The following is a 22125-nucleotide window of genomic DNA, read 5'->3' on the forward strand; positions in this document are numbered from 1 at the left end:
ATTAACAAGCTTATTCCATGCTAAAACCAATACTTATAAATGTTCAATAGCAGCTGCTATGGACTAATAACCCTGCAGTAATCCTGCAATTACCTATGCAGCAGCGCTTTTGTGCGCACTTATTTTGAGCCGTATTAACAAGCTTATTCCATGCTAAAATCTCTACTTATAAAAAAGAGTCAACATGCTGGCTTGGTACTTTAGGAAAAATATGAATGCTGCAATAATTGGTGCCACAGGGCTTATTGGTGCAAATGTGTTACTTGGATTACTGGCTGATGAGCGCTACCAGCAAGTAATGGTTTTAGGTCGACGTCTGCCACAACTGGCTGAAGGCACCCACGGCATCGACAAGCTCAGCTTTATTCAATGCCAGCTAGAAGACATCCCCAGTTTATCCATTCCGATCGACATCGATCATGCATTTTGTTGTTTAGGCACCACCATTAAGCAAGCGGGTAGCCAAGATAATTTTAATAAAGTAGATGTGACTGCAGTTATTGATTTCGCTAAGTTAATCCAACAACATCAACTCAGCAGAAACAGTTCAAAGCCATGGTCTTTTTCAGTGGTCACGGCATTAGATGCCAATGCAAATTCAAGCATTTTTTATAATCGTGCTAAAGGTCAGGTACAGCAAGCCTTAGTCGCGCTTAACCTACCTAAACTAATGATATTTCAGCCAAGCTTGTTATTAGGGGAGCGTGCGAGTCAGCGAACCTTAGAAGATATAGGGCAAAAGTTTTTTGCTATTGCCTCTGGGGTATTTATCGGCCCTTTAGCCAAGTACAAACCCATTACAGGCAAGCTTGTGGCAGACAACATGCTGGCTGTTGCAATAAAAGATGAAGAGTTAGTCACTGATGCCGAATTAGTTAATGACACTAAGCTAGATAAAGTCGAGGTTAGGATTATTGATAATAAACAGATGCATCGACTGGTTAACTGAGGTTTGTCCCAAAGCTTATTTCAAATTTTTAAAAAAATCTAAATCAAGGTCGTGGCGCTTCGCCCCTTCTTTTGTAAAGAGCAGACTAAAAGGGTATCAACAGCAATACCCTCTATACTCTTTATTAAAGAATTAGGCCCGCAGCTCCAACGAAAAATGCTGAAAAGCGCATGTTTTCAACGGGGATTAATCCAGCTTTTAACTTCATTTTGAGTCCGCTTCGGCAAGCTACAAAAATCTCTAACGCTTCCGATGGGGCGTCCCTTCCCCTCGAAAGCTAGCCAGACATCCATGCCTGGACTCACGTAATTTTCTTGCTTACCTCAATTCAAATTAAACATTCAAAGAAGATCAAAAGCACCCACGCAACTTGAGTAATTTAGCTTTTAAAGTTGTCACGAATACAGTCAAATCGAAGAGACAATAATCCCAGTGTAGATGCAGCAGCGAGCTTCCAAAACATGGATGTTTTGGCAGAGCTTACAGGGACGTACTTGCAGCGTCTCGCAGTTGTATCTGCACATAAGCCTGCGGCAGGCAATGGATTAGATGGAAGTGATGGATTACAGTAATTGCCCCAATATAAACGAAGTATAAAGTTGGTGGCTGTAACGCATTTATGCCCCAAAAGGTATTTGAAATGGATATATCCCGAAGCTTAGCAGTTTTTATTTACCCTCAATAATCTAATATAACATTCAATAGAATGGCCAAATTATCTATACCACTACATACCGTGTACGTTTACGACTGGTTGAATCTGAGGGTTTCATAGATAAGTCTCCAAACTGTCAACTTATCTCAGGACGGGACAGAGCAACGAAAAAAGGCGCAAGTGATCACTTGCGCCTTTTGTTGTTAGGGTCTCTATTTGGGATAGATTTATATGCTTACTTTTTAGCGTGGAACGCTTTCGAAACGGCAAAACTGTCTTCGAACCAGTTCCAGCTTTTTACCTTACCATTTTCAACGTGTACACGCACAGCCCAGCTGAATTTTCCAGTGTCGGCTCCCGACTCCGTTGCAATCGCGCTCATGCTACCCATAAAAACGGCTTGGTCGCCATTAACGAAGCTATAGTCTGTAGTCCAGCTTGTGGTTTTCAGGCCTGCACCAAAACGAGGAAGAAAGGTATTAAGGACAGTCTCTTTTGTTTCCCAATTGCCGATCCAAGGTATTTGGTTGTCGCCTTCGTTATGCCAAACAAAGTCATCAGACATTAGCGCATTGAGTTTTTCCATGTCACCCGAACCTGCAGCCCATAAAAAAGCTTGAGCAGTTTCTAGAGTGTTGGATGGTTGTGTTGTGCTTTCTGTGTCTGCAAAAGCAGTCGTCAGCTTGAACATTGAGAGTAAGCAGATAAGCAAAAGGGGTGACTTATTTTTTAACATTTTGATTTCCTTTTAATTGAACTTAAATACATAAAGCACTTAACAAACAACACGATAACCATCACAATTCATCAAAACAACTAGTGTATCCTCATAATATATATGAATAAAATCGATTATTTGTCGCTTAACGGGCATAGTTTTCGAACCTTTTGACCGTTCTTGAAGAGAATTCGGTTTCAAAGGCAGCTGAACGACTTGGGGTTACTCAATCTGCCGTCAGTCATACACTAGACAAACTGCGAGTGACCTTTGATGACCCACTTTTTTGTGCGCTCTGGACTAAGTATAGACGCTACCCGAAGGGAGTGGGTAGGATTGAAAAACAAACCTTTGTAGATACATATAGTAAAGTAGCTTTTGCTGGATTTGGACATGTGGTGTAAATTGTAAATCACGCATAAAAGTTCAAGCACTCTGAGCAGGAATGCCCAGATTTAGCCTTACTAAAGTTAATTTATAGATTGCTAATTTAGTAAGATCTCTGGCAAGGTTTATGTCCAAAAATGAGTTTCAACCTTTACAGTCTGCAAATAACCAGCTCGATTTGAGCTAAAACAAAAAAACGCTAATCGCTTGGTTCAATCCCAAGTCGATTAGCGTTTTTTTGTTGTCATTATCGTTTCAAAAGCGTTTTCCAATTCCTTTCAAACGATAACAGTCCTTTCTAACGATACCAGTCCTATTAAGCTTCTTTGGCTAAATGCTTATATAAACCTTGGTATTCAGCACAATCTTGCATTAAGTCTTCATGGGTGCCACTGGCGGCAATCAGCCCATTATCCAGCATATGAATTTGATCCATTTCAGCCATGGCGGTGAGTCTGTGGCTGATCATCAGTAAGGTTTTACCTTCAGCAAACGTAAACAGTAAGCGTAAAATTTCCCGTTCGGTGCGTTTATCAAGCCCTTCGGTTGGCTCATCAAGCAATAAAATAGGCGCATCACGCAGTAATGCACGAGCCACCCCAATTCGGCGCTGTTCGCCACCTGATAACTGACGCCCGCCGTCACCAATCCAGCTGTCTAAACCAATTTCTTCACCGCGATCTGTAGCCGTTACGGACTCAAGTAACGTGCCTAAGCCCACTTGCTTTAACACTGCGATTAAGCGCTGATCATTGGCCTTTTTCTTTTGCCCCTCAACATAAGGTAAGGCAATGGTTAAGTTATCGCGTACTGTGCCAGCAAATAAATGCACCCGCTGACTCACCACTGTCATCGCGTTGCGTAATGACACTTCGTCATAGTCAGCAATATCATGACCTGATAATCTGATTTGACCTTGTTGCGGCATCCACTCACGGGTGATCAGTGCAAGCAAGCTTGATTTACCACAGCCTGTTGGCCCAAGTAAGGCCACTTTTTGGCCTTGGGTTATATGTAAATTAACCCCGGTTAAAATTGACCGCTCAGCTTGATAGCCAAAGTGAATGTCGTTTAACTCAAGTTCTGTAGCAGCTAATTCACCCCCTTGAAATTGGCGCTCACCGTACTGAATATCCCCTTGCTGATCGGTAATTTCAGTAATACGTTTAGCCGATAACACACAGCTAGATAAATGCTGAAACGCCCCAGAGATTGGCATCATCATTTCAATTGACGCCATAGTAGCAAACACCATTGTCGCCATTAAGGGGCCTGGCGGCACCTGCGCACCAACGCCTTGTCCAGCAAGATATAACATCATTACCACTGCAAAACCGTTCACCGCAATCAATAGCCCTTGGCTAAAACCAGTAATATTGGCCATGGCTGTTTGGCTGTTAAATAAGGCTGTTTCAGCATCACGTAATTTTTGTCTATAACGATCATTAGCTGCAAAAATGCTTAATTCAGCTTGTCCCTGAATAACATCAAGGATTAACACTCTAAAGTGGCGCTTAGCATCTACCACAGCCTCACCAGGTTTTCTGCCTAAGCGATAGAATATCAATGGCAGCACTATCCATACACTCAGCAACAAACCACATAGGCTTAACGCTAGGGTTAAATCAAACCAAGATAAAAATGCATACAAGGCAATGATGGTCAATAACGACGCTGTCATTGGCACCAGTAAGCGTAAATACAAATGATCTAAGGTATCGATATCGGCCACTAGACGGTTAAGCATGTCGCCTTGTCGTAACCCTTGCAGATTACTGGCACTAAGCGGAAACAGCTTTTTCCAAGACCAAACCCGTAAATCCGTAAGTAATTTAAAGGTCGCCTCATGGGTAGCTAAGCGCTCACCATAACGACTTGCGGTGCGGGCAATAGAGAAAAAACGCACCCCACCAGCAGGAGTAAAAAAGTTAAAGGCTAATGCCGTGGCTGCAGTTAAACCCGCGATGGCGGTTGCGGATAAAAACCAGCCCGATAATGACAATAAACCGATACCCGCAAGGATAGTAGTACAGGTAAGAAACAAGCCAATGGCCATCATCAGCCATTGGCGTTTAAACAATTTAAGGAACGGATATAAAACTTGCATTATTTATCCTCCTTAGTGCCAATGCTCTGCGCCATTTCGGCTTGGTTATTTACGTTTGCCGCGTCAGTATCAGATTCAGCAGTAATAAACAGTGATAAACCATCATCTTGTTGCTGCATTGATTTGAATAAACCCGGTTGCTGGCTGAGGGTTTTATAGTCGCCTTGTTGCACAAGGTTGCCATTATCAATCACTAAAATATTATCCATATCTTGTAGCTGGTCTAATCGATGGGTGATCATCAAGCTGGTTTGCTGCAACTTGGCTTGATTAAGGGCGGCGCTAACCAGTTGCTCACTTTGGTTATCAAGACTGGCGGTGGGCTCATCCAACAAGAATAAGCTCGCAGGTTGCGACAACGCCCGCGCAAGGGCAATACGCTGAGCTTGTCCCACTGAAATACCCGCTGATTGGTCACTAATAATGGCATCAAGCCCTTGGGGATGAGCCTGAACAAAATCAGCAATATTGGCTTGTTGCAGTAACGCCATAATCTCAGCATCGCTGAGCTGTGCGTTGCCTAGGCTGACATTATCGCGGATAGAGCCATGGAACAACTGCGGGTCTTGACCTAACCAAGCAAGCCTTGAGCGCCAATAGTTTTTATCAAGTAAACTCAGCTCAGCGGCATTAATTTGCAGTGAACCTCTGTAAGGTAAAAAGCCCAGCAAGGCATTTAATAAACTGGTTTTACCGGCGCCACTTGGGCCAACAATAGCAATATGTTCGCCGGCTTTAATGCTAAATGAAATCGGCCCTAATAAGGGTTTTCCCTCTAAGGTGAGCACTTCAAGATCTGTTGCGGTGATCACAATTTTACTGAGTTCGGTGTTTCGCAGCTGGCCAGTTTGCTCGCTAAAGTTTTCGTCAACTTGCTTTAATGGATTAGGATGTTCAAGAAGTTCTACCAAGGCTTCTGCTGCACCAATGGCTTGTGCTTTAGCATGGTAATGGGTGCCTAAATCACGTAATGGCTGAAAAAACTCTGGCGCTAAAATCAGCACAAACATACCGGTAAATAAACTAATTTTAACCCCATAATGACCAAAATTAAGGTGCTCTAGGTAGCTAAAGCCAAAATACACCGCCAGCACAGCGATAGATAGCGCGGCAAAAAACTCCAGTACCGCCGAACTTAAAAATGCCATTCTCAGCACTGACATAGTGCGTTGCCTAAAGTCTTCTGAGCCAGTTTCGATTTGCTTTACTTCAGCTTCTGCGCGGTGAAACAGCTTGAGGGTACTTATGCCCTTTAAGCGATCCATAAAATGGCCGCTTAAACGTGACAGCGCGCTGAAGTTTTTACGATTAGCATCGGCGGCGCCCATGCCCACTAAAATCATAAACATGGGGATCAACGGCGCTGTGGCCAGTAAGATCAGCCCTGAGGCCCAATTGAGCGGAAATACCGCCACTAAAATAATTAGCGGAATAAACGCTGCCAGCATCATTTGCGGTAAATATTTAGCATAAAAATCGTGCAGATCTTCAACTTGCTCAAGAACCACACTGGCCCATGCCCCTGCTGGTTTACCTTTAATAAAAGCTGGACCTAAATCGGTGAGCTTATTGAGCACAGCTTCACGAATGTCGCCACGAAGGCGTTTACCCGCTTCAAAACTCAAACGCTCTCTAGCATATGCCAGCACCGCTCTGACTAGAATTAAACTAATTAAAGCGCCAAATTGCAGCGTAAAACTGCCCATGGGTAATTCCAGCATGATCACCCCATGGAGGATGGTCGCCAACAAGTAAGCTTGGGCAACAATTGCCACCCCATTAGCGGCCCCGGTAAAAATGGCTAATTTAAGGAAAATACCACAAGATGATTTCTGCGATTTAAGCCAGTGAGTGAGGGACTTTTCTAAAGTTTTATCCATTAGATTCCTGAAGAGAAATACGCCTAGATTGGCGCAGTAAAGTGTGGAAAATTGCCGCAGTATCGCAAGCTAAAGCCCTAGATTACAGCCGCCACCTTAGAAGTGTTAACTGACTCACACAATACTAATAAAAATTATAGTAGGTAAAGCTTATTAACCTTGTTTAGAGGGTTAAAAGATCTGCTTAAAAACCACAGCGGCTTTGATGACCAGAGCCATAAAAACTCCCCATGACTAAAACCATAAACATTGCTACGTTCAAATATTAACCATTGACAAATACCCTAATTCTACCCACATTTAGTTAGTCCTTTTTAATGACTAAAAATTCACTGTGGAGATGCAATTAAATGCAATTTGATCTTCCTGCGCTGCGGGCCCAAGCATTTGATTATTTATTTGATGCTGTGGTGGTCACCGACACTGAAGGTGTTGTGATCGATTGGAACGCAGGTTCTCAATCTTTATATGGCTATAGTAAAGCCGAGATACTGGGTCAACACGTCAGTATTTTGCATTCGCCGGAGGATACTGAATCTATCACCGAACAAGTGATGTCTGCAGTGGCCAAGCATGGCAAGTGGAGCGGTGAAATTCGCTTTAAACATCAAGATGGCACCATAGGCTGGATTGAGTCCATGTGTATCCCGCTGTTTGATGAGCAACAGCAGTTTCTCGGCGCACTCGGCATCAACCGCGATATCACCAAACGCATTGAAGATGCCCAGCGGTTATTAAACCTTGCCTATTACGATCAACTCACCCAAATGCCCAATCGTCACTTACTCACTGACAGAGTCGGACAATATATCGAAAGAGCCAAACGCAATAACAGTCGTTTTTGTCTGTTTTATATTGATTTAGACGACTTTAAAAAGGTCAATGACAGCCTTGGTCATAACGAAGGTGATCAAGTGCTAATAGAAGTGGGCCGCAGGTTAAATGCCCAAGTCAGAGATGCTGACACCATTGCTAGAATGGGTGGTGATGAGTTTGTCTTAATGATTGAAGGCATTCACGACAACAACGACATTGCCGCAGTGGCAGATACCTTAATTGCATGTTTATATAAGCCCTTTCAATTGGGCGAACAATCGGTAAACGTTAATTGCAGTATTGGTATCGCCACTTACCCTGATTCGGGTGAATGCTTTGATAGTTTGATTAAATCAGCTGACTTTGCCATGTACAAATCCAAGCGCCAAGGCGGAGCAACCTATCGTTTTAGCTAGCCTTATCAGGCTGCTGATTTAGCTACTGGCTTTAGCAAGTCGCTTAAGATGTTGGCTCAGTTGGCGCAATCGCACCAAATTTCACTAACACATGCCAGATTAACTTCAACTGCTGTAACTGCTGTGCTTGCTTACCGCGCTCACTCCATAACATTGGCTTTAAGGTGAGATCCATTGCCGCTTTGCCAATTAATTGTGCGGTGATTAAGCCGTCTTTCGCAATTGCTTGAGCAAGTACTGGCATATCAGGGCCACGAAAATCTTTTGGCACGCTATCAACTGTTAATTGATAACCCTGATGCCACAGCAATCTGATGTCATATTCCTCACACAGGGCTTGCATGCAATCCCCCACTTCAGTGAGTTTAAAACTTGGGTCTGCCACCAGATAAGCAATATCATCATCCAGTGATACATCACCGTGGATCTGCGCTTCGATATAATGATCAAGATTACCTAAGGGCTGGCGAGCAAAGCGTGCATTAACTTCCATAGGCAGCTGCTGTAAATGCGTAATAATCTGCGCTGGTTTGATATTAGCCAGCCCCAGCGCATAATGGCGCTCAAAACTTTCACTAAGTAACGCCGCTAAAATCACTTCAAAACACTGCAGCGTGCCCTTTTCTTTTGGCAAGCGATATGAATCCATATAACTAAAACTGCAGCGAGATAACACTTGGGGCTTTGTAATGAAGTAACAACTACCAAAACGGGGTGCTGGGCCTAGTGGGCAAAAACCTAAATCTAAAGCGCCATATTTAGGCCGATGTTTTACCCCAGAGTAGCATTGACCAAACAGTTGGTTCTCCCAATGATCTCGAGGGCCACCTAATTCAGGTGATAACTGGCCATTGGAGATATGAGTCTCAAACTGGGTTTTATAATAGCCATCTTTTAATAGCCCAGCAGCCACACTGAGCCCGCGACTATCAATGCGATCGGGATGAAAATGCAGTGCCACTTGGCCGTGGGCATGTAACTTTTTCATTCCCTGCTGCACATCTTGGCTGGAAATATTAGACATCAGCAAAATATTTTTAATCACCGAACAGGCTTGTTCACGAAGGCAAGCCAGCGTTTTTTCAATATGAACTTGCGCGGCAAACTGCGGTTTCATTTATCGCGACTCCATTCGGTAAGTGATTGTATTTCATTGTATGTTAAATAGCCGACTTTGCCATCAAAGATTAATCCTTATTCATCGATTTCGGCCATTGTGCTGAGTGAAAGTACCGCTAACACCAGCGTTAGCTGTGGATGCCATGCCCTAAGGCCAAGGGTTAAATTGGCGATTTATTAGCACTTATGCACCTATTCAGGTAAGCTTCACGCCCGCCACATTCTGGCTCCCATTTATTGTAAACAACGTTAGCGTTGACCAAAGAGATCATTCTATGAGTTTTGCCTCCCTTGGCTTAAGTGCAGCAATTTTAAAAGCTGTTGAAAAACAAGGCTATGACACGCCTTCCGCTATTCAAGCACAAGCGATCCCTGCTGTACTTGAAGGCAAAGATGTTATGGCTGCAGCACAAACCGGCACCGGCAAGACAGCAGGTTTTACCCTGCCACTACTAGAATTACTTTCAAAAGGTCAACGTGCACAGCGCGGACAAGTTAGAGCCTTGGTATTAACTCCAACACGTGAATTAGCCGCTCAAGTTGCTGAAAGCGTGTCAACGTATGGCGCAAACTTACCGCTAAAATCTGCAGTGGTATTTGGGGGCGTATCTATTAACCCGCAAATTGCAGCACTAAGAAATGGCGTTGATGTTTTGGTGGCGACACCGGGTCGATTATTAGATTTATGCCAACAAAAAGTATTGAGCTTTAGTCAGCTTGAAGTGCTTATTTTGGATGAAGCCGACAGAATGCTGGATATGGGCTTTATTCGTGACATTAAGAAAATCTTAGCCATGTTGCCAAAGCAACGTCAGAACTTAATGTTCTCAGCCACCTTCTCAGATGAAATTCGCGAGCTGGCTAAAGGCTTAGTGAATAACCCAGTTGAAATTTCAGTAACGCCACGTAACGCAACAGCGAACACGGTTGATCAAGCGGTATACGCCATTGATAAAAGCCGTAAAGCTAAAATTCTAACCAAGCTAATTAAAGAAAATGATTGGCATCAAGTGTTAGTTTTTTCACGCACCAAACATGGCGCCAACCGCTTAGCAAAAAACCTAGAAGCTGATGGCATTAAAGCGGTTGCTATTCATGGTAACAAGAGTCAAAGCGCTCGTACTAAAGCTTTAGCTGACTTTAAAGCGGGCACTGCACAAGTGATGGTGGCCACCGATATCGCTGCCCGTGGTATCGATATTGACCAACTGCCATTTGTGGTTAACTTTGACTTACCGAATGTGCCTGAAGATTATGTGCATCGTATTGGCCGTACTGGCCGTGCGGGTGCATCTGGTCAAGCGGTATCATTAGTGAGTGATGAAGAAGTCAAATTACTGCATGATATTGAGCGTCTTATTAAGCGCGTAATTGAACGTAAACAGATTGCCGGTTATGAAGCATGTCATACTTTGCCTGAGCCGAATTTGAATCGCGCTGGTGGCCACAACAGCAACCATAAAAAGCCGAACCCAAATCGCCGTAAGCATGCGAGCCAAAACAGCAGTGATAGATCAGGTAAACCAGAATCTAGACATAGCTCGCGCCAGAATTCGCGCGCTGATGCCTCGGCAAATTCAACAGCGGCTAAAAAGCCACAACGTCGCCGTCAAGGTAACAATAGCGCCAATAGCGCAGCTTCTGGCAGTGTGAATCCTTACGCTAATGCAAGACCTAAGTCCCGTGACTAATGCTAATCGCTAAAGCGAGTTCTCGATGAATTAGCTCAATAAAAAAGGTATGAAGACAATAGTTTTTATACCTTTTTTTGGGATTTTTTGTTGAGCACTACGATACTAGGGGAAGAGCGACACTGATTAATATGCTATCCGGAGTCGATAACGGTCAAGCGACAGCTACATAGAATCAACAGTACTGAGCTTTACATCAACAGCACTGAGCCATAAATAGATATAAAAAAGCGAGTTTAGTATTAACTAAACTCGCTTTCAATTCAGTGAGTAACGCTAGCGCTACCGACTCAAAATAATATCTACAAGAACCAAGCGCGGTAGGTTTTACCTTTTAAACGGCCTTTAGTGATCTTGTTAAGTGCCTTTTTAGACGCGGTGCGTTTCACTGCCACAAATGAACGGATATCGGTCACTTTAATTTTGCCAATGTCTGCGCCATCAATGCCATTTTCGCCAGTTAAACCACCAACGATATCGCCAGGGCGAACCTTATGCTTCTTACCTGCATCGATTTGAATGGTAACCATCTCAGCTTCAAGTGGCATTTTCGTTAACGCACTCATGGCTGGTAATGCTTCACCGTCGATTTCGCGGCCAATTAGCTCACCGATTTCAACCATACGATGACCATCTTCATGACTATAGAAAGTGTAAGCTGCGCCAGTACTGCCCGCACGACCGGTACGGCCAATACGGTGAATGTGTACTTCGGTATCGTAGGCAATGTGATAGTTAAATACCGCGTCTAAGTCTTCGATATCTAAACCACGAGACGCCACATCGGTTGCCACTAATACGCGGGCACTTTTGTTGGCAAAACGCAGTAACATTTGATCGCGCTCGCGCTGCTCTAAGTCGCCATGTAAGGCTAGTACGCTAAAACCTTGTTCAGCTAACGTATCCGCCACTTTTTGAGTTTCACGGCGGGTGTTACAAAACACCACCGCACTTTCAGGCTGCTTATCCAGTAACAATAACTGTAAAGCCTCCATACGTGCATGATTGTCTTCGGTTAGATAAAAATGCTGATCGATAGTGAGGTTGTCGTGCGTCGCTTCAACCTTAACCATTAATGGCTTATACATGATTTGATCAGCAACCTGCTTAATTTGCTCAGGGAAGGTCGCGCTAAATAGCAAGGTTTGACGCTCACGCGGCGTGTCTTCAATAATTTGGTCTAATTGCTGCTGAAAGCCCATTTCTAACATGCGATCGGCTTCATCTAAAATCAGCATGTTAACGTTGCTTAAATCTAAGCGATTGCGATCAAGATGATCAACAATACGTCCTGGGGTGCCAACAATAATGTGCGCGCCATGTTCCAATGAACCAATTTGTGGTCCCATTGGTACGCCGCCACACAATGTTAGTACTTTCACGTTATGAATGCCGCGAGCTAGAGTACGGATCTCTTTTGCCACTTGGTCGGCGAGTTCACGTGTTGGGCACAACACCATGGTTTGGATGCGAAAACGTTTCACATCTAACTTGTTTAGTAAGCCCAAACCAAATGCTGCAGTTTTACCTGAGCCGGTTTTTCCTTGGCCAATCACGTCATCACCTGCAAGGATTGCTGGTAAGCTCTCAGCTTGAATTTGAGTCATTGACTCGAATCCCATGGTTTTGAGATTTTCAAGCAAATCAGGTTTAAGATTTAGTGATGCGAAAGCCGTATTAGCGGCTTGTTGAGTAGACTGACTCAAGGCGAATATCCTCTGATATAAAACGGGTACTGAAACAAAACGAGTACAAACAAAACAGCCAAGATATTTATACCTTGGCCTAATTGCATATTGTAGCAATTTTATCCGCACATGGCAGATATATCTTTGCTAAATGATCTTACCAAAGCGCCCTTGTTGGTAATCATCTACTGCTTGATCTATTTCAGCTTGGCTATTCATCACAAAGGGGCCCATATGGACTATTTTTTCATTAATGGGCGAACCTGCCAGTAACAATAACCCTGTCTCGGCAGAGATAGCATTGTTAAAATGACTTAGCTCAGCTGACAATAACAATAACTGTCCGGCGCTGGCCGTCATCAAGTCTCCATTGGCGGCGATATATTCAAGCTCACCTTGATAGATATAGGCATGAACCACCTCATGGCTGGATAAATCAATACTGGCGTGGCCATTAGCTGCGAGCGTTAAATCCGCAATGGCACCATTGCCCGCCAAGCCTTGAATACTCGAGACTAATTCCTCAGCGTCATTGTCCCTATCATTGCCAGCAAATTGCCAATGGCCAGCAAGCGCCTTTAACTGCGCACCGTCTTGGTTAGTACCCGTTGGGTTAGCCTTTTCTGAGGTATCTTGATAGATCGCCGGACGCATTTTGTCTTTAGCGGGCATATTGAGCCAAATTTGAAAGCCATGTAGGCCATCTTCTGCATCGGCTAATGGCATTTCAGAATGAATCACCCCACTGCCAGTACTCATCCACTGCACATCGCCAGCGCGTATGGCTTTAACATTACCTAATTGATCGCGGTGTTCAAAGCCACCCTTACGAATATAGGTAAAGGTTTCAATACCGCGATGAGGATGCGGTGGAAAACCACCAATGAAATCTTGCTGATCATCTGATTTGATCTCATCAATCATTAAATAAGGATCAAAGCGGGTATTGATAAAATCCGCAACCCGCTTAATGTTAACCCCGTCACCATCCATTGCTGGTCGAGCGCTAAAACGGCCTAATACTTTCATGATGTTCTACTCTATGAGTGATTAATAGCCTTAGCTTAACAAGCAACTAATCGAATAAATATTGTAATAAAACGCTACTTTTAGTCGATTTAATCGGATAGTTATTAGCGGCCAAATTGAACGGTCATAGCTGAATACTTATAGCTAAAGAGGCAAGGTTATTTTACAGGTTACTCTTTTAAGGCTTACTCTTTATCAAAGCTATCCACCACTATGGCGCCCATAGAGGCTGGCATAGTAATGATAATAATCCGCCGTAATGAGGTTATGGGATCGTCTAATAAGGGTAATTTATTAAGGCATAATAACACCAAGCTCACTACCAAGGCCGCCATCAAATAAGCGATAACGATCCGAAATATAAACACAATAACCCGTGATTTAACATCATGTTGAAACACGCTGTGATAGGTAAATAACCCCAAAAACACCACCGACAACACAAACAGCATCATGACGTTGATTAAGGGTAAAGTCTCACCCAGTTTCCACGCTTCTTCAGAAAAAGAAATCGGTACAGCTAAAGCAAAAGCGCCGACAAATATTTGGCTGGCATCTTCCATATTAAAATTAAGTTTCATAAGCAACTCTTTACTTAGACGGTGTTTTAAGCGAGATCATTCGATCGTTTATTTAAGGTTTGCCTTTAGGTAAATCATGGGGCGCTAGCATCTTCTCTACCACGACCCACTGCTTAAATTCCGCTTCGGTGAGTAATCCAAGGGCAAGGGCTGCCACTAGTAGTGTCGAGCCATCTTGATGAGCTTTTTTGGCGATGCTGGCGGCATTATCATAACCAAGGTAGTCATTAAGCGCGGTTACCAGCATTAATGACTCATCACAAAACTTAGCAAGTTGTGCTTCATTGGCACTAATACCGCAAATACATTTATCAGTAAAACTGCTACAACCATCTGCCAGTAAAGCAATTGATTGCAGTAGGTTATAAATCATCACTGGCTTAAAGGCATTGAGCTCAAAATGGCCATTGCTGCCTGCCACTGAAATGGTTGTATGATTTCCCATAACCTGCGCCGCTATCATAGTTAACGCTTCACATTGGCTCGGGTTCACTTTAGCGGGCATTATCGATGAGCCGGGCTCATTTGCAGGCAGATTAATTTCCCCTAATCCACAGCGCGGCCCTGAGGCCAAAAAGCGGATATCGTTAGCAATTTTCATCACACTGACGGCCACGGTATTTAATGCACCACTGGCTTCAACAATGGCATCATGGCTCGCTATGGCCTCAAATTTATTGGTCGCAGTAATAAAGGGCAATTTAGTCAGCTTGGCAACTTGCTGAGCAAAGCTTATATCAAAGCCTTTAATTGAGTTCATGCCGGTCCCCACAGCAGTGCCGCCCTGAGCCAACTGTAATAACGCAGGCATTACCGCTTCAACTCGAGCAATGCCATGACTCATTTGGGCACTATAACCTGAAAACTCCTGACCTAAGGTCAGCGGAGTGGCATCTTGAATATGGGTTCGACCGATTTTTATAATATGATTAAATGCTACCGATTTTATCGCTAGCTGCTGCTGTAAATGCCTTAATGCGGGCAACAATTGCTGGTGTAACTCCAGTACTGCTGCGATGTGCATTGCAGTGGGAAAGCAGTCGTTTGATGACTGGCCTAAATTACAATGATCATTTGGGTGCACGGGGGTTTTACTGCCAAGCACGCCGCCAAGCAATTCAATGGCGCGATTAGCAATCACCTCATTGATATTCATATTGGTGTGAGTGCCCGAGCCAGTTTGCCATACCGACAACGGAAAGTGTTCATCCAGGTTGCCTTGCATCACCTCGCCAGCGGCCTGTTCAATCGCTTGACCAATATCAGTATCGAGAATGCCAAACTCCATATTCACCTTGGCCGCACATTGCTTCACCATTCCCAAAGCATGAATTAATGGCTTGGGCATGGTCTCGACCCCAATAGCGAAATTGATTAAGCTGCGCGCCGACTGAGCGCCATAGTATTTATCCGCAGGCACCTTTAATGGCCCAAATGAATCCGTTTCTGTGCGAAATGTGCCCATAAGGTTATCCTTTGCAGCCGAGCTATTGATGACACAAGCTATAGAGCTGGTTTGAAGTCTGCGTTAACAGATTAGTGATAAGAGACTAGTGATAAGAGACTAAGTCGATCCTGAATAACTGGTTAACTTAGCCTACTCTCGGGGTTAAGTGAGCCATTTAGGGCAGTAACAAGCTAAACCAACACGATATCAGATCGCATGCTGTACAAAATATACAGCGCTTGTTCTTGATCCCGCTGGCTAATATTATTCATTTCAAATGCCTGCAATGCATCATCCAGTACCGCCATAAATTCAGCCGCCGATATGTTCATGCCTTTATGTACCGAGAGCATATCTTGGCCTTTATACACACTTGGGCCGCCAGTTCCTGCAATGAAAAATGTCGCCGCGGCATTTTTTAGCGCTACGGGATCTGATTTGGCAAATCTTGGGGAGATTGTCGGGTTGGCCATATGCAAATCGACCAAGTCATTTGCAATACTCTCAATGCCAGCACTGCCGCCAAGTCGTTCATACAGTGAATTACTCATAAACTATATCCTTGCTTTGATTCAGGTGAATCACATTGGCGTTTAATATTTAACAGCGAGTTTATTACGAAGAAATATCACGCCACTCGCCCTAAAGGGCACTGATAAATTGTAGGCTAAAATGGCGAAATGAGAGGGCTGCGACTCAATAAATAGGACTATTGATTGAGCAAGGTTATAGGTTGGCAAAACTCAATTAGGTTTACTTCTAGCTTTTAGGTGAGCTTTGAGAGAGCGCGTTGAGACTTTATATTAACACTAAGATTTAGCACTAAGATTTAGCACTAAGATTTAGTGCTAGTTTTCAGCCTAGGTTTTGGTGCTAGTTTTAGCCTAAAGCGCCAACGTTAGCTGCTGATAAAAATTGCATCTTGCATAATACCTTAAGAGATCAATCCAATCTGCCAAAGAAATTAATTAACCCCCTTACTCGAGTATATTTTCGTTTATTTTCAATAAACAGCATTTAAAAAATAGCCAAGCCAACTAACAATACCAATCAGCTTAAAGCCATCCTCAAACAAAATACGTGAGTCACCAATAAAGGCCTCGATTGGAGTTTGAAACTGATCAACCAACACTGACAAAGCAAAAAAAACAAAGGCGAGCAGCAGAATTAGATACTGCGTTTTTAGGATGCACTTTCTGAAAACCACCATCCAGCAAAACATTAAACTGAAGTAAGCCAATAGAAAAAACTTCTCTTTGATAGCTAAATAACGCGGAAAAATATAATCGTGCAGCATAAAAAAGTCGTCACATAATAGCAGCGTGGTTAATAGGCCTGAACACAACATAAATACAGCGAACCACTTTTCTTTAGGCTGATGACGAAAAACCTCCCAAGTTAAAAAGCATATGGTCGCAGCAGCTGCCCACAATAAAGCGCCAACATTTGATGTCACCCCAGTTAAAGGATTCACTTCTGCCGTCGCAGCGAGATCACGGGTAAAAATGCCAAAAGGTAAATCCATTGTGGTACTGACGAGGATAACAAATAGCAATAAGGCAAGGGGTAAAAAATAGAGAAGAAAGAAGAAACCGGTGAGATTTTTAGCCTGAGAAACTATCTGCATGTTCATGTTTAAACTTTTCCTAAACGTTTTGGCAGGCTCACCCATTAGAGTCGACTATTTAAGTTATAGTCGTAACTTGGGTGATAGTAAACTTTAGCGCTTGGGGTTTTAGCTGTGTGTTCTTGTGACTTGAATGAATGGAAAAACCCTATAGCGATCAATCTGCTTTCACAGTTTTCTTACTATAATCCGGTAAAGTCTGTGCAACTCTACGGCGAAGATCATAGCTTATGATTCTGAGCGATGAATAGCCAAACAAAGCTTTCTATTAAGCATCTCTCGATATAAAGCACAGTTTAATATTGCGATGCCATACATTTCAAACGCCTCTTCAAATACTCGGCGCAGTTTGTACAATAAGTCAGCCTTGGAATCGACTAATCCGTGCTCTAACATCACAGCACCTAGATATTCAAAACCAATAGCCCCGGTAAGAAAAATCCCCCCTGAAAGTACAAAATAAAAAGCGCTTTGTTTTGATAATGATCTTAAAAATGGCACTAGCGAGACGCCTACAACAAACACAAACAACACCCCAAAAGGTAACCATGTGTGTGAGCTAATTAAGGCCGGTATGATGTCTTTCGCAGCAAGGTAATCATGAATATTTGAAAAATTTTCGTGTACCCCTACGCTCTCATCACAGGATAATAATAAAAATAGCACTGCTAAATATAACCAATAATTAAAGCCTTTATGATGATTGGTTTTTTCAAATAGATATAAAACAAAAAACAATATTGACGCTAATAGTAAATTTAATACCGAGAAATAAGTCGGAAAGCTTTGCTCATTACCTACGTCAAATAACGGCAAGAAACCCAATACATATTCATGTCCAGTGATATGAGCATAAATATAGGCAGCGAGCCCAGCAAGAACCAACAGGGTGACTATTGAGAACTGAGTAATACAGAATGTAGATAATTTGATATTCAATTTTATATCCACAACCACTCCTTGCATCGCGTCATCTGAATTAAACTCAAGGCCTGTGCAGTTTAAATTTCAAGCAAACAATAGCTTAAACATAGCTTTGCGATACCGCTTATGTAAAGTAATATTCTGACTAAAAACCAACAAAAAAGGACTCGATATCGAGTCCTTGGATGAATTAGCCTGAATTAACACAGTGGCCAAAAAATGCCCCAAAATTAAACTTCGAGTCTTATACTTCGAGCCTTACATTAACCATATTAGCGGCTGTTATTGGCATCGTACTTGAGAAAACAGTGCTGTTTGAATCGTGGAATAAATATCTAGTTAACCTCTGTTTTTCGGCAACCATACTATTTCATTTGATCCCTACTGCCACCGAGATTATGACCCGTTTCCCTATGGATGACCCCATAGTGACATCATTAGAAGACCCTTTATTGCAAAAAACATTCTTAATCATTTTTATGGTATTTATCAGTTTTGTTATTTACCAAATGAACTGGTTACGCAAACAAAAATAATCCATAAAAAACCGGCTTAATTACTTAAGCCGGTTTTTTCACTAACAGAAACTTACACTTAAAATCAATATACATAGACAGTTAACCTACTGGAAGCTATACAATAAGTAACTTAGCTAGTGATACATCCGCTTTAAAGATCATTGAACTGCTGTAGCCATTCACTGAACGAATTAGACACCTTTTCAACCGTCCCCCAACCTTGATTATAAAACCACACAGCCACATCTTGCTGCTGAGTTTGACACTCGGTTTGCTTAAAGCAAAACATGTTGCCCTTACAATCAGAGGCAAACAAAATATGCCCTTTTGGCATGCCGCTCATCTCATATAAGTTGGACAGTAACGCCACATCTTCAAGGCTTAAAAAGTCCTGCACTTCAGAAATATCGACACCTAAATCGCAAATTTTTGTCAATACATTAGGGGTGTGCACCAAGCCATAGGTTGAGATTAAATACTTATATGAGTCTGGCAGCACTGCCGTCAGTTTTGCTTCAAGTTCAGCGATAAACTGACTCTTTATTGGCACCATGGCATTTTTACTGCCCCAGTTTTTTACAAATAGATCGATGCTATTCATGCCTACATATTCCCAAAACAACTAAAGCCAGAATACTGGCCAAAAAATTGTGACTAAAATACCAGAGAAACCCAAAAAGTCCGCGGTTTAACTGTAATTAATATTAGTTGACCACTTGTATCTTGAAGCTTTGGATGATTAGCAATCTGTATCACGCTATGTGCTTCCCCAAAAACGGCAAGGTTTTTCATTATATTCAAGCCTTACCCATGTCAGCCTGAAACAATGCAGGTATGAGTAAGCTAAACCTGCTGCATTTTGTTTGTACTGTGACTGATAAACTTAACCTATGGCTTGATTTTATCAGTGTTTTATCAATCTTTTTCTGTTTGTTTTCTGATATTAATATGATTTACAACTATAGTTATTAGATAGGATTGGCAATGATAATGGATTACTAAAGGTTTATGGATATGAAAACTTTTGCACGACTTAATCTTAAGCAGTTAATGGCTGTTGGTGCGGTTTCAATATTTATTATTTTGATACTTTTTTTAATCGCCAATCAAAAAACTATTCAACAGCGACACGAGCTCGGAGTGTTTCAAAATAAGATATCGCTTGCCTCCAATACCCTTTTACAACTTCGCCGATTGGAAAAGGATTTTATCCTAAGACGTGAAGAGCAATACATCACCCAGCTTAATTACAGCGAAAGATTATTAGAGCAACAACTGCTGGATATCAATAGCATATTGATATCCCATGACTTACAAATAGACTTTAACGGCCTTGACAGTATCAAGAGTGTCGCCCGCTATACCAACACCTTTAACGAACTTAGCAAGCAAACCTTTTTGATTGACGGAGATGACCTTGAACCTGGTTATCAAAGCAGATTTAAGCTTGCGGAGCTGGCATTTGAGCAAGATGCTTTGCAGCGTCATGATGCTGAATTAAACCTGGTACTGCTTGATATTCAGCAGCAGACTTTCGAGTTTTTCTCCAGCTTTGACCCAAAGCAGCTTGAACAAATTACGCTGCAATTTGACACGCTTGGCTCACTTCTGGGCCGAAATAATATCGATAAATCCATTACTCGCCATTTAGAAGCCTATAAAAACGCATTTTTCACGCTACAAACTGCACATCAAAAGCTTGGCTACGACTATAAATCAGGGCTACAAGGTGAGCTTCGCGCCTCGGTTCAACAGGTTGAAGAGGAGCTTGATGGGTTATTTAATCAACTTCCAAGCATGATAGATGAGAAAATTAAAAATTACTTATTGTATGACTATCTGCTTGCCTTATTATTATGCTTACTTATCTTTATAACCTTATATACGGTCAACATTGCCAGCCATCAACTTGAAGAAGAACTGATTGACGCTAAGCAAGATGAAATAAAGGCCAATCGGGCTAAAAGCTCGTTTCTCGCGAATATGTCCCACGAAATACGTACTCCGTTAAATGGCATTATTGGCATGACCGAGATCCTCACAGACTCTAATTTAAACGCCATGCAAAAAGACTATTTAGCGACGATAAATGCATCCTCTCAAACACTATTAATGCTTATCAATGATATTTTAGACCTCTCCAAAATTGAATCGGGCAAGTTTGATATTAATGTTCACACTTGCGCCATAAAAGAAGTTATCTACGATACAGCAGCCCTTATCGCCCCCAAGGCACAGCAAAAAGATATCGAATTGCGTATCGATATGGATGCACAAATACCGACGTTAATCCGTGCCGATGAGCAAAAGCTAAGACAAATTTTGATGAATCTGGCATCAAATGCGATTAAGTTTACTAGCTCAGGTTCAGTGCAATTTACCTTGCGACAACAGCCATTAAAAAGCGCCCAAGACCATAAGGTTAATTTATATTTCTCAGTAAGAGATACTGGTATTGGAATAGATGAGGACAAACAAAGTCAGGTATTTGAAGAATTTAAACAAGAAAGCAATAGCACCTCTACTGAATTTGGTGGCACAGGTTTAGGGCTGGCCATTTCAGCAAAAATGGTTCAAATGATGGGCAGTAAAATTGAAATCAACTCAACCAAAGGAGTCGGCTCAGAGTTTTATTTCAATTTGATTTTAGACAAGCAGGCCCATACAGCCCCTGCTAAGCCAGCTCAAACCATTTATTACTGTGCTAACGAGCATGAAACCCTGTTACTGCAAAATTTGGATGAATTTAACTACCCTGTCATCTTACTTAAGGCCTTTGATGAGCTGCCTGAATCAATATCAGACAGTGCAGTATTACTGCTCAAGCAAACTCCCACGACTAAAGCCTCTGACATCATTAACATAACTAAAGCTTACCCAAACTTGCCTGTGGTGCTATCTCGTCATAACAATGATAGCAAGGATGACTTTGGCGAATCCATTTCTGGCTACGTCACAATCCCATTGTTAGGGCTTAGATTAGATACCTTACTGAAAACCGTCACAAGATCAGTTACTGCTGACATTGAAAGCACTCAAGCGACGATGAAAAGTGACAAACTTATTTTGCTGGTGGAAGATAATAAAATTAATCAGAAAGTGGTTGAAATTAACTTAAAAAAATTAGGAATAAATTACAAAATTGCCAACCATGGTGGCGAAGCGCTAGAAATATATAAACGTCACCATAAAAACATCGAATTGATACTGATGGATTGTATGATGCCAGTTATGACAGGCTTTGAAGCCACTGAGGCCATACGCGCTTTTGAAAAGGTAGAAGGCTCAGAGCCTGTGGTTATCATAGCCTTAACCGCTTCAATTTTAGATGATGATATTCAAAAGTGTTACGATGTGGGCATGAACGATTATTTACCTAAACCCTTTAGACGCGAAATTCTGGTAGAAAAGCTCACTAAATTTATTTGATGTCTTTTATCTGTGCTTTATTTATAGCGAAACTCAATTCACAGCTAAGCTCAATTAAAAGCCCACTACAAGAATACACTACCAAATTTGACTGATGAAAAAGGGGGATTAAAAGTAGCCTCCTTAGACCCTGTTGAAGCGAAT

General features: G+C 42.3%; 17 protein-coding genes and 1 pseudogene. 6 read left to right on the plus strand and 12 right to left on the minus strand.

Annotation, left to right across the window (positions count from 1 at the left end; genetic code table 11):
* Positions 1-211 precede the first annotated feature (211 nt).
* Positions 212-949 (plus strand): nucleoside-diphosphate sugar epimerase, encoded by a 738-nt coding sequence (locus tag Q4591_RS18235; RefSeq protein WP_303462330.1) that lies wholly within the window; start codon positions 212-214, stop codon positions 947-949.
* 890 nt (positions 950-1839) lie between these two features.
* Here Q4591_RS18235 and Q4591_RS18240 read toward each other — a convergent pair.
* Positions 1840-2340: a nuclear transport factor 2 family protein gene (locus Q4591_RS18240; protein WP_102476895.1), complete on the minus strand. Its 501-nt coding sequence runs from the start codon at positions 2338-2340 to the stop codon at positions 1840-1842.
* Between the two features lie 152 nt (positions 2341-2492).
* Here Q4591_RS18240 and Q4591_RS18245 point away from each other — a divergent pair.
* Positions 2493-2609: pseudogene (locus Q4591_RS18245) on the plus strand (LysR family transcriptional regulator); the annotation flags it as partial.
* Positions 2610-3025: 416 nt separating this feature from the next.
* Here the strand turns inward: Q4591_RS18245 and cydC are convergent.
* Both cydC and cydD read right to left on the minus strand, forming a co-directional pair.
* Positions 3026-4816, minus strand: a complete 1791-nt coding sequence (gene cydC, locus Q4591_RS18250; protein ID WP_102476894.1) for a cysteine/glutathione ABC transporter ATP-binding protein/permease CydC — start codon at positions 4814-4816, stop codon at positions 3026-3028.
* On the minus strand, positions 4816-6696 hold the full coding sequence (gene cydD / locus Q4591_RS18255; RefSeq protein WP_303462333.1) for a cysteine/glutathione ABC transporter permease/ATP-binding protein CydD: 1881 nt from the start codon (positions 6694-6696) through the stop codon (positions 4816-4818). Before cydD ends, cydC begins: the two co-directional genes overlap by 1 nt.
* A gap of 350 nt (positions 6697-7046) precedes the next feature.
* Between cydD and Q4591_RS18260 the strand changes: the two genes are divergently transcribed.
* Positions 7047-7928 (plus strand): sensor domain-containing diguanylate cyclase, encoded by an 882-nt coding sequence (locus Q4591_RS18260; RefSeq protein ID WP_102476892.1) that lies wholly within the window; start codon positions 7047-7049, stop codon positions 7926-7928.
* A 43-nt stretch (positions 7929-7971) separates the two neighbouring features.
* Here the strand turns inward: Q4591_RS18260 and Q4591_RS18265 are convergent, their stop codons facing one another.
* Entirely contained in the window at positions 7972-9045 is a 1074-nt protein-coding gene (locus Q4591_RS18265) for a DUF3626 domain-containing protein (RefSeq protein ID WP_102520552.1), read from the minus strand.
* Between the two features lie 277 nt (positions 9046-9322).
* On the opposite strand from Q4591_RS18265, the gene Q4591_RS18270 reads away from it, so the two are divergent.
* A complete protein-coding gene (locus Q4591_RS18270) occupies positions 9323-10738 on the plus strand; it encodes a DEAD/DEAH box helicase (RefSeq protein WP_102438374.1) in 1416 nt (471 codons plus the stop codon).
* Between the two features lie 302 nt (positions 10739-11040).
* Here the strand turns inward: Q4591_RS18270 and dbpA are convergent, their stop codons facing one another.
* The 7 genes from dbpA to Q4591_RS18305 form a co-directional block, all read right to left on the minus strand.
* Positions 11041-12444, minus strand: coding sequence for an ATP-dependent RNA helicase DbpA (gene dbpA, locus Q4591_RS18275; protein WP_102438372.1), 1404 nt, complete (start codon positions 12442-12444; stop codon positions 11041-11043).
* A gap of 129 nt (positions 12445-12573) precedes the next feature.
* Positions 12574-13455 carry a pirin family protein gene (locus Q4591_RS18280; protein WP_102476890.1) on the minus strand — a complete coding sequence of 294 codons (882 nt, stop codon included), beginning with the start codon at positions 13453-13455 and terminating at the stop codon, positions 12574-12576.
* A gap of 185 nt (positions 13456-13640) precedes the next feature.
* Positions 13641-14036: a DUF2391 family protein gene (locus Q4591_RS18285; RefSeq protein WP_102438368.1), complete on the minus strand. Its 396-nt coding sequence runs from the start codon at positions 14034-14036 to the stop codon at positions 13641-13643.
* 52 nt (positions 14037-14088) lie between these two features.
* Complete coding sequence (fumC, locus tag Q4591_RS18290) at positions 14089-15501, minus strand: class II fumarate hydratase (RefSeq protein WP_303462336.1); 1413 nt, start codon at positions 15499-15501, stop codon at positions 14089-14091.
* 173 nt (positions 15502-15674) lie between these two features.
* Complete coding sequence (locus Q4591_RS18295) at positions 15675-16034, minus strand: group 1 truncated hemoglobin (RefSeq protein ID WP_102438364.1); 360 nt, start codon at positions 16032-16034, stop codon at positions 15675-15677.
* A 452-nt stretch (positions 16035-16486) separates the two neighbouring features.
* A complete protein-coding gene (locus Q4591_RS18300; protein ID WP_303462338.1) occupies positions 16487-17116 on the minus strand; it encodes a hypothetical protein in 630 nt (209 codons plus the stop codon).
* A 222-nt stretch (positions 17117-17338) separates the two neighbouring features.
* Positions 17339-18061: a hypothetical protein gene (locus Q4591_RS18305; protein WP_303445951.1), complete on the minus strand. Its 723-nt coding sequence runs from the start codon at positions 18059-18061 to the stop codon at positions 17339-17341.
* Between the two features lie 281 nt (positions 18062-18342).
* On the opposite strand from Q4591_RS18305, the gene Q4591_RS18310 reads away from it, so the two are divergent.
* Positions 18343-18570, plus strand: a complete 228-nt coding sequence (locus Q4591_RS18310; RefSeq protein WP_133126443.1) for a hypothetical protein — start codon at positions 18343-18345, stop codon at positions 18568-18570.
* Positions 18571-18703: 133 nt separating this feature from the next.
* On the opposite strand, the gene Q4591_RS18315 is transcribed toward Q4591_RS18310, so the two are convergent.
* Positions 18704-19153 carry an SMI1/KNR4 family protein gene (locus tag Q4591_RS18315; protein ID WP_102476887.1) on the minus strand — a complete coding sequence of 150 codons (450 nt, stop codon included), beginning with the start codon at positions 19151-19153 and terminating at the stop codon, positions 18704-18706.
* Between the two features lie 413 nt (positions 19154-19566).
* Between Q4591_RS18315 and Q4591_RS18320 the strand changes: the two genes are divergently transcribed.
* Positions 19567-21981: an ATP-binding protein gene (locus Q4591_RS18320; protein ID WP_303462340.1), complete on the plus strand. Its 2415-nt coding sequence runs from the start codon at positions 19567-19569 to the stop codon at positions 21979-21981.
* The last annotated feature ends 144 nt before the right edge of the window (positions 21982-22125 follow it).

This window comes from Shewanella sp. 3_MG-2023, from assembly GCF_030548765.1.
In the GTDB taxonomy this organism is placed as follows: Bacteria; Pseudomonadota; Gammaproteobacteria; order Enterobacterales; family Shewanellaceae; genus Shewanella.

Coding starts and splice junctions, on each gene's coding strand:
- Q4591_RS18260 (WP_102476892.1), top strand. CDS start 7,047: ATGCAATTTGATCTTCCTGCGCTGCGGGCCCAAGCATTTGATTATTTA.
- Q4591_RS18285 (WP_102438368.1), bottom strand. CDS start 14,036: ATGAAACTTAATTTTAATATGGAAGATGCCAGCCAAATATTTGTCGGC.
- Q4591_RS18270 (WP_102438374.1), top strand. CDS start 9,323: ATGAGTTTTGCCTCCCTTGGCTTAAGTGCAGCAATTTTAAAAGCTGTT.
- Q4591_RS18265 (WP_102520552.1), bottom strand. CDS start 9,045: ATGAAACCGCAGTTTGCCGCGCAAGTTCATATTGAAAAAACGCTGGCT.
- fumC (WP_303462336.1), bottom strand. CDS start 15,501: ATGGGCACATTTCGCACAGAAACGGATTCATTTGGGCCATTAAAGGTG.
- Q4591_RS18315 (WP_102476887.1), bottom strand. CDS start 19,153: ATGAATAGCATCGATCTATTTGTAAAAAACTGGGGCAGTAAAAATGCC.
- cydC (WP_102476894.1), bottom strand. CDS start 4,816: ATGCAAGTTTTATATCCGTTCCTTAAATTGTTTAAACGCCAATGGCTG.
- Q4591_RS18235 (WP_303462330.1), top strand. CDS start 212: ATGAATGCTGCAATAATTGGTGCCACAGGGCTTATTGGTGCAAATGTG.
- Q4591_RS18320 (WP_303462340.1), top strand. CDS start 19,567: ATGAAAACTTTTGCACGACTTAATCTTAAGCAGTTAATGGCTGTTGGT.
- Q4591_RS18240 (WP_102476895.1), bottom strand. CDS start 2,340: ATGTTAAAAAATAAGTCACCCCTTTTGCTTATCTGCTTACTCTCAATG.
- Q4591_RS18295 (WP_102438364.1), bottom strand. CDS start 16,034: ATGAGTAATTCACTGTATGAACGACTTGGCGGCAGTGCTGGCATTGAG.
- cydD (WP_303462333.1), bottom strand. CDS start 6,696: ATGGATAAAACTTTAGAAAAGTCCCTCACTCACTGGCTTAAATCGCAG.
- Q4591_RS18300 (WP_303462338.1), bottom strand. CDS start 17,116: ATGAACATGCAGATAGTTTCTCAGGCTAAAAATCTCACCGGTTTCTTC.
- Q4591_RS18280 (WP_102476890.1), bottom strand. CDS start 13,455: ATGAAAGTATTAGGCCGTTTTAGCGCTCGACCAGCAATGGATGGTGAC.